The sequence below is a fragment of the Promineifilum sp. (SeqCode) genome, assembly GCF_041918635.1.
In the GTDB taxonomy this organism is placed as follows: domain Bacteria; phylum Chloroflexota; class Anaerolineae; order Promineifilales; family Promineifilaceae; genus Promineifilum.
Window position 1 is genome coordinate 1 of record NZ_JAYRVJ010000043.1, and the last position, 9,622, is coordinate 9,622.

Here is a 9,622-nt window from a genome sequence, read left to right on the forward strand (position 1 = left end):
ATCATACGGCGCTCGGCTTCTTCCGCGAGGCGCGCGCCGCGATCGTGCCCAATTCGCACGGCTTGTCGCCGGGGGAACTGGACAGGTTGCGCGCCGAACTGGAGGGGCAGCCGCCCGGGCATCAGACGGCCGATCTGCGCCTGCTGTACCTGGGACGGCTCGACGCCATTAAGGGCATCGCCGTGCTCTGCACAGCGTTCGAGAAAGCGATCGCGCGCCAGCCGGGGCTGTCGCTGGATGTTGCCGGAGAAGGTGTATTGCGGGAGGCGCTCAAGACGCGCTACGCCCACCTGCCGCAAATACGCTTTCATGGGCAGGTGCTTGGCGAGCAGAAGCGGCGACTGTTGTCGGAAGCGGACGCGCTAGTTGTGCCCTCGGTTGGCCAGGAAGTCTTCGGCATTGTCATTATCGAGGCCTTCGCGCATGGCAAGCCGGTATTGGCTACAGCGGTCGGGGGGATTCCTGAAGTCATCGAGGAGGGCCAAACAGGTTTTCTGGTAGAGGCGGGCAACGTCGAGCAACTGGCCGAGCGGATCGTCTGGGCCGGGGAGAACGTCGGCGCGTTGCGGGCCATGCGGCCGGCCTGTTTTGCCGCCGCCCGCGCCTACACCTTGGAGACGGTGACAGCCGCCTATCTGGGGGTCTATGAGTCCGCCCGGCCGGTCGTCGCGCCGGTGGCCCTGCCTCTCGTCAAATAAGCCACGGCAAGCTAACGTATGGCTACCTCTCTCCCCACCCCCACGCCCGCCGGCTCTTCATCCGACCGCCCACTGCGTGTCCGGCTACCGTTCATCAGCACGTCCTTCGCGACAGACCTCTGGTATTTCGCGCTGTTGTGGCCGGTGTGGTGGGCGTTGGGCATCGATCAACTGTTGCTGCCCTTCTTTGTCCTCTATGAGTTCATCCGCTTTCTGTTCCGCAACCACTGGCAAGTGCGCCTCAACGTCACTATCTTGCTGGCGCTGGGGCTGGCTATCTGGTGGGTAGTGCCTGTCTTCTGGATCGATCCGGAACTGCTCGACATCTTTCTAAAAGAGACCGCCAGCATCTGGACACAGTTCCTGTTCCTCGTCCTGTTCTGGAACAGCGTGCGCACCGCGGCCGAATGGCGCAGGGTAGCCGGCGCGCTCACGCTCGTCGCCTTCTACACGGTTGCCACCAGCGCGATCTTTCTCTCCGGCGCCTGGCGCGGCGTGCTCATCTCACTGGTGGGGCGCGTCTTACCCTCCTCCATGATTGCCGGCTCGGCCTTCTTCACCTCCATCTCGTACCGCACCTTTGGCGCATTGGCCTCGACCGAAGGCATGGGCCTGCTGAGCATCCGGCTGAACGCGCTGACACTGTCCTTCAGCGCGCTCAGTATGCTCTGCCTGCTGCTGGTTCCCTTCATCTACTGGCGCATCCAGCATACGCGTGGCATCCGGCGTTTGTTCTACCTGGGCATCCTGTTGGGGCTACTCCTCACGCTGGTCTTCACCGAGTCGCGCATCGCCTACGCGGCGCTGCTGGCCGGGGCGGCCTTCTACGTCCTGCTGCGCTTCTTCCAGCACCGGCCCAACCGGCCGCTGATGTTCGCCATCGCCCTCATCGGCGCGGCGGTCGTCCTGCTGTTGGCCTTCGTCGTGCTGGGCGTGGTCATCGATTGGTTCCAGCGGGCGTTCGTCGACCTGCGGCCGGGCAGCTGGCTGGTGCGCATCTACATCTATAGACAGACATTGGCGCTGTTGCCCGAGCACCCCATTGCCGGCTGGGGCACATCCGTCCGCTTGCCCGATCTGCCTAATGAGTATGCCGCCGGAACCCATAGCAGCTACCTGGGCATGTTGTTCCAGCACGGTATAATCGGCCTGCTTTTGTACCTCTCGTTGTGGGCCTCCGTGTGGTGGTCGGTCTGGCGCGGCCTGAACCGGCGAGGCCTCACCCGTGAAATGGTCATGTTCTGGATGGCGATCGCGACAGCCTTCCTGACCTTCAACATCCGAGAGGTAGCCGATTCCTGGTGGTGGGACCACTCTCTCATGTACGTCGTCTGGTTGTTGTGGGGGCTGGCCTTAACCGGGCCGCAGATCTTCCGTGGCGACGCGTCCGTGGAGAAGCCCTGAAGCAAGGCGGCGCACCCCCGGCGCGCCGCTTGGCGATAGACTCCTGACCCTTCTATGTCCTCCCAACAGCAGCCCTCTCCCCGGCCCGGCGTCCTCATCATCGTCGAGAACCTGCCCGTGCCCAACGACCGCCGCGTCTGGCTGGAAGCCACGGCGCTGCGCGACGCCGGCTATCACGTGTCGGTCATCTCCATTACGGGCGCGAACGCGACCGAACGGTTCGAGCGGCGCGAGGGCGTGGCCCTCTACCGCTATCCCGCGCCGCCCACCACCAGCGGCACGCTGAGCTTCATCTGGGAGTTCACCTATTGCTGGATACAGACGTTTTTGCTGTCGCTGAAGATTCTCCGGCGCGAGGGGTTCGACATCGTCCACGCCTGCAACCCGCCGGAGACATTCTGGCTCATCGGCCGGTTCTACAAACTGTTCGGCAAACAGTTCATCTTTGACCACCACGACCTGTCGCCGGAGATGTACCTGTCGCGCTTCGGCCGGCAGGGGATGGCCTACCGGCTGCTGTTGCTGCTGGAGCGGCTGACCTTTCGCACAGCCGACGTCGTCATCACCACCAACGAGACGCACCGCCAGGTGGCCCTGACACGCGGCCAGGTCCCGCCGGAGCGCATCTTCATCGTGCGCAGCGGGCCTAACCACCACGTCCTCTACCCGAGCGCGCCCGACCCGGCTCTGAAGCGCGGGCGGGCGTTCCTGGTCAGCTACCTGGGTGTCCTCAACCCGCAGGATGGCGTTGACACGTTCGTCCGCGTGGCCGACGTCATCGTCCGCGACCACGGGCGACGGGACATTCAGTTCGTGATCATGGGTTCCGGCGACGCTGAAGCCGGCCTGCGCGCCCTCAGCGCTGAGTTGGGGCTGGACGACTACCTGCACTTCACCGGCTGGGCCGAGCTTGACCTCATCCGGCGCTATCTGTCCACCAGCGACGTGTGCGTGGACACCATGCCCAAGACACCCTACAGCGACGCCGCGACCATGAACAAGATTTTGGAGTACATGTCGGTCGGACGGGCCATCGCCGTTTTCGATCTGGTGGAGTCGAGGGTATCGGCCGGGGCCGCCGCGCGCTATGCCATCCCCGATGACGCACAAGACCTGGCGGCCACCATCCTGGATTTGCTCGCCGACCCGGCGCGGCGCGAGGAGATGGGGCGACTAGGCCGGCGGCGAATCGAGGACGAGTTGGCCTGGGAGCACCAGAAAGTACATTTGCTGGCAGCCTACGAGGCTTGCCGGGCGCTGAAGCGCCGCTAACTAACAGGCCGGTCGCCCAATGGGGTGGGCCAGACAGGCCATTGAGGATGGATGACGTGTTATTCAAGAAGCTCGTAGACAACCGCGAAGAGGATTCCTACGCCACAGCCATGCGCCGCAAGCGCTTCCAGTTCTTCCTGGAACTGCTGGCGCACGTGCCCCCACCTATCTCCATCCTCGACGTGGGCGGCACGGCCAACTTCTGGCAGCGAATGGGCGTCGTCGAGCAAGATGACATCCGCATCACGCTTCTCAACATCGATCCCACGCCCCTGCCGTCGCGCCAGTTTCGCGCCGTCGTCGGCGACGCGACCAACATGCGCGAGTTCAAGGACGAGGCGTTCGACGTGGTGTTCTCCAACTCAGTCATCGAGCACGTGGGCGACTTCGAGCAGCAGCGGCGTATGGCCAATGAGGTTCGGCGCGTGGGCCGCCGCTACTTCCTGCAGACTCCTAACTACTTCTTCCCGCTGGAACCCCACTTCCTTTTCCCTGGCTTTCAATGGCTGCCGCGCGACGCGCGCGTCGCCCTGATCCGGCGCTTCAACCTGGGCTGGGTCAAGCGCATACCCGACCAGGCCGAAGCCGAAGCGCGGATCGATCACACACGCCTGTTGCGCCGCGGCGAGTTGCGCGCGCTCTTCCCCACGGCCAGTTGGTATGAGGAAAAAATCATGGGACTAACCAAATCGTTTGTTGTTTACGAGGGTTGGTAGCAGTTACCGTTAACCGCTCCACTTCCTCAAAAATCAAGTATCCTTACTTAGTATTAAGGGAGTTTGTGTTGTCTGGCGAGTGCTTGCCGCTATAATTGCAGAGATTGCACCCGTTTTCACAACCATCCTTGGCCGTCACATTACTGATACAGAGGAGATCAAGCGCCACGGTCATTGCTGCCCGGTGCACAGAGAATACGTCCGGGACAAGTGATTATGACGCGCCAGAAATAAACGCTTGGTGCTAAAAGTAAAAAAGGGGTTGATATGCTGAGGCGGTTCGGCGTAAATTACGCCATCTTTTCCATGGGACTTGATATCGGGCTAACGCTGTTGGCCTTATTCCTGGCTACCCAGTTAGTTTCCTACATCCCCACTTCCCTCACGAACCTCCGCGCCGAACCCGTTATCTCCGCTTACATGTATCTCGTCGTCCCGGCGCTCTGGGGCATCGTATGCCTGATCCTCTCGGTCTACGACCCCAAGCGCATCTACCGGGCCATGGATGAGTTCCAGATCGTCACGCTGGCCACGCTGGTGTCGGCGCTGTTCTTCGCCGGGCTGCTCTATCTGGCGCAACGCGACTTCTCCCGCTGGGTGTTTATCCTGTTCGTCACGCTCGACCTGGTCTTCCTGTTGGGCTGGCGCATTATCGCCCGCATCGTGTTTCGCGTCGGCCGCATGCCGGCCGCCGAGCGCCGGGTGCTGATCGTGGGAACGGGCGAGGTCGGCCAGCGGGTCGGCAACATGATCCAGGAGTATCGCTGGATGGGTCTCAACCTGTCCGGCTATCTCGATGAAGCCCCCGACAGCACCGACGCCGAGGCTGACGACGCCTTCATGATCCACATCCTGGGCCCCGTGGAAGACGTGCGCCGGGTGGTGCGCGAGGCGAACATCAACGACGTCGTCATCGCCCTACCCCAACGGGAGTATGCCCACATCAACGAACTGGTCGTGGGACTGCACGACCTGCCGGTGCAAGTCCGCGTCGTGCCCGACTACTTCAGCCTGGCGCTCTATCGCGCCTCAGTCGAGGATTTTGGTGGTCTACCGATGATCAACCTGCGCGACCCCGCGCTCAACGATGTCCAGCGTCTGGTCAAGCGTCTCTTTGATCTGGCGCTCTCCAGCTTCCTGCTCACGCTGGCCATGCCGTTTATGGTCATCATCACCGTCCTGATCAAGCTGGATTCCCGCGGGTCGATCATTTTCCGGCAGCAGCGGGTGGGCGAAAACGGCCGCCTTTTTTCGATGTACAAGTTCCGCTCCATGGTGGTGGGCGCGGAGGCGATGCAGGACGACGTGATCAAGATGACCACCGATGGCAAGATGCTCTTCAAGAAGGCCGACGACCCGCGGGTGACGCGCGTGGGCCGCTTGCTGCGCCACACGAGCCTGGACGAACTGCCGCAACTGTTCAACGTGGTGAAGGGGGACATGAGCCTGGTGGGGCCGCGGCCGGAATTGCCGTGGCTGGTGGGTCAATACGAGCCGTGGCAGCACAAGCGGCTGGCCGTGCCCCAGGGCATGACCGGCTGGTGGCAGATCAACGGCCGCGCCGACAAGCCGCTGCACCTCCACACCGAGGAAGATCTGTACTACATCCAGAACTACTCGCTGTGGATGGACATCTACATCTTGCTGAAGACACCCTGGGTCGTAGTGCGCGGCAAAGGCGCTTACTGAGTCTGGCCAAGCCTGCTTGGCGTCAGGCGACGTGACTACAACAGCGGGCGGGACACACAGCAGGAGCCGGTTGCGGCGCGATCCGCGCCCGCTGATCCTGCTGGAAGGGGCCATCCTGCTGCCGGCCATCCCGCTGCTGCTCTTCCCGGAGGCGCTGCCGGCGGCCACGGTCGGGGCGCTGCTGGCCCTGGCCGCGGTCTGGCTCCTCTCGCTGGCGCTCGCCCCCGCCCTGCTGCCGGCGACGCCGTTCAACCTCCTCTTCCTGCTGTGGGGCGGCGCGCTCATCGCCGGCATCCTGGTCAGCGCCGATCCCATCGAGACGCTGCCCAAGGCCACCGGACTCATCCTCGGCCTGGCCGTGTGGCGCTACGCGGTCGTCGCCACCCGGACGCGGCAGCAGCTGGCAGCAGCCGTGGCCCTCTTCCTGCTGCTTAGCCTGGGCTTTACGCTGCTGGGCGCACTCAACATGCGGGAGTTGCCCAAGATTCCGCTGCTGAGCGGCCTCAACCCGTTCCAGGCCATTGCGCTGCCCGGTCTGCTTAACCTGGCTGTCCACCCCAATCAGCTGGCGGCGCTGATCTGCATCTTCCTGCCGCTACTCTTCTCGCTGTCGCTTGGCCTGGCCGGCGAGCAGTACCCCCGCTGGCTGCGGCCGGCTCTAGCGCTGGCGACGGCGCTGACCGTCCTCGTCCTCGTCCTGACACAATCACGCGGCGGTTGGGTCGGCGCGGCGGCGGGCCTGTTCGCGCTGCTGGTGCTGTGGGCCGCCGTCCTGCCGCCGTCCGGGGCGCGGCGGGCCGCCCGCCTGCTGGCGGCGGCTGTTGTCGTGGCCGCGCTGGGGGCGCTGTTGTGGATCGGCCCCGGCCGGGTGCGCCAACTGTGGCTCGACCCGCCGGCGGAGTCGGCGCTCGGCACGTTCACGACCCTCAACTACCGCCAGGCGCTATGGCCCTGGGCCATCACGGCCATCGGCGACTTCCCGTTTAGCGGCGTCGGGCTGGGCGCGTTCCGGCAGGTGGTCTTCCGCTTCTACCCCATCGCCCTGACACCCGATCCCGACGTCGGCCACGCCCACAACATCTTCCTGCAAACCGCGCTCGACGTGGGCCTGCCGGGGCTGGTGGTCTATGGGGCTATCCTGCTGGTGGCCGCGGCCGTTGGCTGGCGGGTGGCTCGCCGCGACGCGGGCTTGCGGCCCGTCGCGCTGGGGCTGCTGGCCGGGCTGGTGGGGCTGCACGTCTTCGGTCTGGCCGATGCCCTGGTGCTCGGCTCCAAGATGGGGCTTGTGTTCTGGTTCGCGCTGGGCCTGTTGGCCGCCATGAATAAGGAGGAATTGGCGCCATGAAGTACTGCTATCGTCTACTGATCGTCCTGTTGGCTCTGCTGATGCTGGCCGGTTGCGACCGGGCCGGCGACGAGGAGGGCGAGTCCCAACCCCTGGCCACATCGACCACCGCGCCGGCCGCGCCCGCCGCCACTGCCGCAACCCTACCCACGGCCGCGGCGCAGCCCACGACCGCGGCGCAGCCGACCGACGCGCCGACCGACACCCCCGCCCCCACAGCGACCGTCGCTGCGACCGCCACGGCCACAGCGGCCGCTACAGCCGGCGCGGCCGGTCAGGACACGACCGGCGCGGGCGACCCGGCCCAACAAGAACTGATGGGCGCATGGCAGCCGGTCATGGCCGTGGCCGCGCTGGATCAGTCGCTCTGCGTCGCCCTGCAGGGGTTGGCGCAGACGGGACAAGGCGGCGGGCTGGGCGCGCTGGCCGTCACGGCCGGACTGGCCGGGGCCGGCGGCGTGCTCCAGAGCGCCCAGCAGCAGTTGGCCGGCGTCATGAGCGTACCGGGGCTGGGCGCGTTGGGCGGGCTGATGCAAGCCGATCAGACGGCGTTGGGCGGCGTGATCGGCCAGTGGTCAGGCGGCCAACTGGACGCGGCCGGGGCCTCGTCGGCGCTGGCTCCCATCTGCGCCGCGGCCGACGCGACGCTGAGCCAGACGCAGCAAGGGGCGCAAGCGGCCGGGCTGAGCGCCGAACAGGCCGGTTCGCTGCTCGACCAGGCCAAACGCGGGGCGGCCGGGCTGGTCGGCGGGATTAACCCGTAACCTTGTAGCGCGGGTTGGCAACCCGCTTCTTTGCCCCGCCTAAGAATGGCTACGGATTGGGACAGAGCATACGGATAAGACAATCCGTTTTGCCCGTCTTCATCCGTAGCCATTCTTCGCGCCGGCGGACGCGGGAGGTCATCCCACGCTACGACGCAGGCCCAACGCCCCATCGCGCCAGAAACGCCGCCGCGTCCCCGGCCCGCTCCAGCCCCATCCGGCGGCGCATGTCCAGCAGCCGCCCTAGCTCGTGGTCGTCGAGCGGGTTGTCCGCGCCCAGTTGGGCCAGCAGGTGGTGGATACGGGCGTTCTGCTCCACCGTCTCCAGGCGCATGAAGGCCTCGGTCAGCGTCGCCCCGACGGTCAGCGTGCCGTGGCGCTGGAGGATGATGGCGTCGTGGTCGCGGATCAACTCGCGGATGGCCGTCGCCCCCTCTTCGCTGGAGGAGAGCGCGTAGGGGGCCGTCGGGATGAGGCCGAGCAGGACGATGACCTCGGGCAGCAGCGGCGTGTCCATAGGGACGCCGGCGATAGACAGGGCGACGGTAATCGGCGGGTGGGCGTGGACGACGGCGGCCACGTCGGGCCGCCGGTGATACGCCTCCAGGTGCATAGGCAACTCGCTGGTCGGCTTGAAGCCGCGCGTGGCGGCGCTGGGCGAGCCGACGACGCGGCCGTCGTTATCGGTGATGAGCAGTTGCTCCGGCGCGAGCAGCCCCTTGTGCAGGCCGGCGGGAGTCACCAACAGCCGCCCGCCGTCCAGCCGCGCCGACAGGTTGCCCTCGAAGCCGCACAGCAGCCCCTTGGCGTGCATCAGCCGGCCGATCGCCACTATCTCCTGCCGCAGTCGTCGCTCCTGCTCGTCAGCGTCGTCCCTACTCACTTCGGATGGCATCGCTACCTCTTGGTTCCCAAATCTGCGGATTCTTCATACCGGCCTACATCAGCCAATAGCCGTTCGGGGCGGCCGTCGTAAGCCGCCCGGTCTAGCTCGCCGCGGGCCAGTTTGAGCAGCACGTCGTTCAGCGCGGCATTGACCGGCGCTGGGACGCCGCACGCCCGGCCGGCCGCGGCGATGGCCCCGTTGTGGAACGCCACCTCACTGCACCCCTTGCCCCCGACCAGGTCCATGTGGAAGGACGGCATCTTGTCCCCCCGGCCGTGGCGAATGACCTGGTTGAAGACGATGCGCCGCAGGAAACGGGGCGCGTAGGCCAGCGTCCGGGCCAGCGGGCGCGCCGACGCCCCCGGCAGGTTGATCACGGCCAGGTCGCGCCGCTTCATCACCGCCAGCGTCTCGCGCAGCATGCGCATCTCCAGGTCGAAGAGGTCGCTGCGCCGGTAGAGTTCGGCCGGCGGGCGATTGAGGATGGCCGAGGAAGCGTTGCCCATGATGTTGAGGAACGCCTTCGACCACTTCATGGCGCGGTAATCGGGACGCGCCCCGGCGTGGATGCCGGCGGCGGCGAACCGCTCGACCCACGCCTCGACCCCGCGGCCCGTCTGCACCGAAGCGATGCCCAGCCCGCGCCCCGACCGCTCCACGGCGAGGTGGTGGGGAGCGACGTGGCTGATGGGGATGGTCACCGTGCCGGCCAGCACCCGCTCCGGCCCAAAGCGGGCGGCGACGATCTCCTCGACGCCGATGCCGTTCTGGATGCTCAGCAGTTGCGCCGGTTCCGGGCAGAGGGCGACCAGTTCATCCACGGCCGCGGCCAGATCATACGCCTTCAT

Annotated in this window: 9 protein-coding genes; 7 read left to right on the plus strand and 2 right to left on the minus strand. The window is 65.9% G+C overall.

Features of this window, described 5'->3' with window-relative positions:
- The 7 genes from ACE3UY_RS01390 to ACE3UY_RS01420 form a co-directional block, all read left to right on the plus strand.
- The coding region (locus ACE3UY_RS01390) for a glycosyltransferase family 4 protein (protein WP_374685761.1) at positions 1–698 on the plus strand (698 nt) is incomplete at its 5' end.
- An 18-nt stretch (positions 699–716) separates the two neighbouring features.
- The gene (locus tag ACE3UY_RS01395) at positions 717–2,102 is read left to right on the plus strand and encodes an O-antigen ligase family protein (protein WP_374685762.1); all 1,386 of its coding nucleotides are present in this window, start codon (positions 717–719) and stop codon (positions 2,100–2,102) included.
- Positions 2,103–2,156: 54 nt separating this feature from the next.
- Positions 2,157–3,374, plus strand: a complete 1,218-nt coding sequence (locus tag ACE3UY_RS01400; protein ID WP_374685763.1) for a glycosyltransferase family 4 protein — start codon at positions 2,157–2,159, stop codon at positions 3,372–3,374.
- A gap of 47 nt (positions 3,375–3,421) precedes the next feature.
- Entirely contained in the window at positions 3,422–4,090 is a 669-nt protein-coding gene (locus ACE3UY_RS01405; RefSeq protein WP_374685764.1) for a class I SAM-dependent methyltransferase, read from the plus strand.
- A gap of 306 nt (positions 4,091–4,396) precedes the next feature.
- On the plus strand, positions 4,397–5,779 hold the full coding sequence (locus ACE3UY_RS01410; RefSeq protein WP_374685765.1) for a sugar transferase: 1,383 nt from the start codon (positions 4,397–4,399) through the stop codon (positions 5,777–5,779).
- A 31-nt stretch (positions 5,780–5,810) separates the two neighbouring features.
- Positions 5,811–7,124 carry an O-antigen ligase family protein gene (locus tag ACE3UY_RS01415; RefSeq protein ID WP_374685766.1) on the plus strand — a complete coding sequence of 438 codons (1,314 nt, stop codon included), beginning with the start codon at positions 5,811–5,813 and terminating at the stop codon, positions 7,122–7,124.
- Complete coding sequence (locus ACE3UY_RS01420; protein WP_374685767.1) at positions 7,121–7,888, plus strand: hypothetical protein; 768 nt, start codon at positions 7,121–7,123, stop codon at positions 7,886–7,888. The genes ACE3UY_RS01415 and ACE3UY_RS01420 overlap by 4 nt, the downstream gene beginning before the upstream one ends.
- A gap of 148 nt (positions 7,889–8,036) precedes the next feature.
- Here the strand turns inward: ACE3UY_RS01420 and ACE3UY_RS01425 are convergent, their stop codons facing one another.
- Complete coding sequence (locus tag ACE3UY_RS01425) at positions 8,037–8,783, minus strand: class II aldolase/adducin family protein (RefSeq protein ID WP_374685768.1); 747 nt, start codon at positions 8,781–8,783, stop codon at positions 8,037–8,039.
- 2 nt (positions 8,784–8,785) lie between these two features.
- The coding region (locus tag ACE3UY_RS01430; RefSeq protein WP_374685769.1) for a ketopantoate reductase family protein at positions 8,786–9,622 on the minus strand (837 nt) is incomplete at its 5' end.

Excerpts from the sequence above, each read along its gene's own strand:
- ACE3UY_RS01400 (WP_374685763.1), top strand. The coding sequence starts at position 2,157 with ATGTCCTCCCAACAGCAGCCCTCTCCCCGGCCCGGCGTCCTCATCATC.
- ACE3UY_RS01395 (WP_374685762.1), top strand. The coding sequence starts at position 717 with ATGGCTACCTCTCTCCCCACCCCCACGCCCGCCGGCTCTTCATCCGAC.
- ACE3UY_RS01425 (WP_374685768.1), bottom strand. The coding sequence starts at position 8,783 with ATGCCATCCGAAGTGAGTAGGGACGACGCTGACGAGCAGGAGCGACGA.
- ACE3UY_RS01405 (WP_374685764.1), top strand. The coding sequence starts at position 3,422 with ATGGATGACGTGTTATTCAAGAAGCTCGTAGACAACCGCGAAGAGGAT.
- ACE3UY_RS01410 (WP_374685765.1), top strand. The coding sequence starts at position 4,397 with ATGGGACTTGATATCGGGCTAACGCTGTTGGCCTTATTCCTGGCTACC.
- ACE3UY_RS01420 (WP_374685767.1), top strand. The coding sequence starts at position 7,121 with ATGAAGTACTGCTATCGTCTACTGATCGTCCTGTTGGCTCTGCTGATG.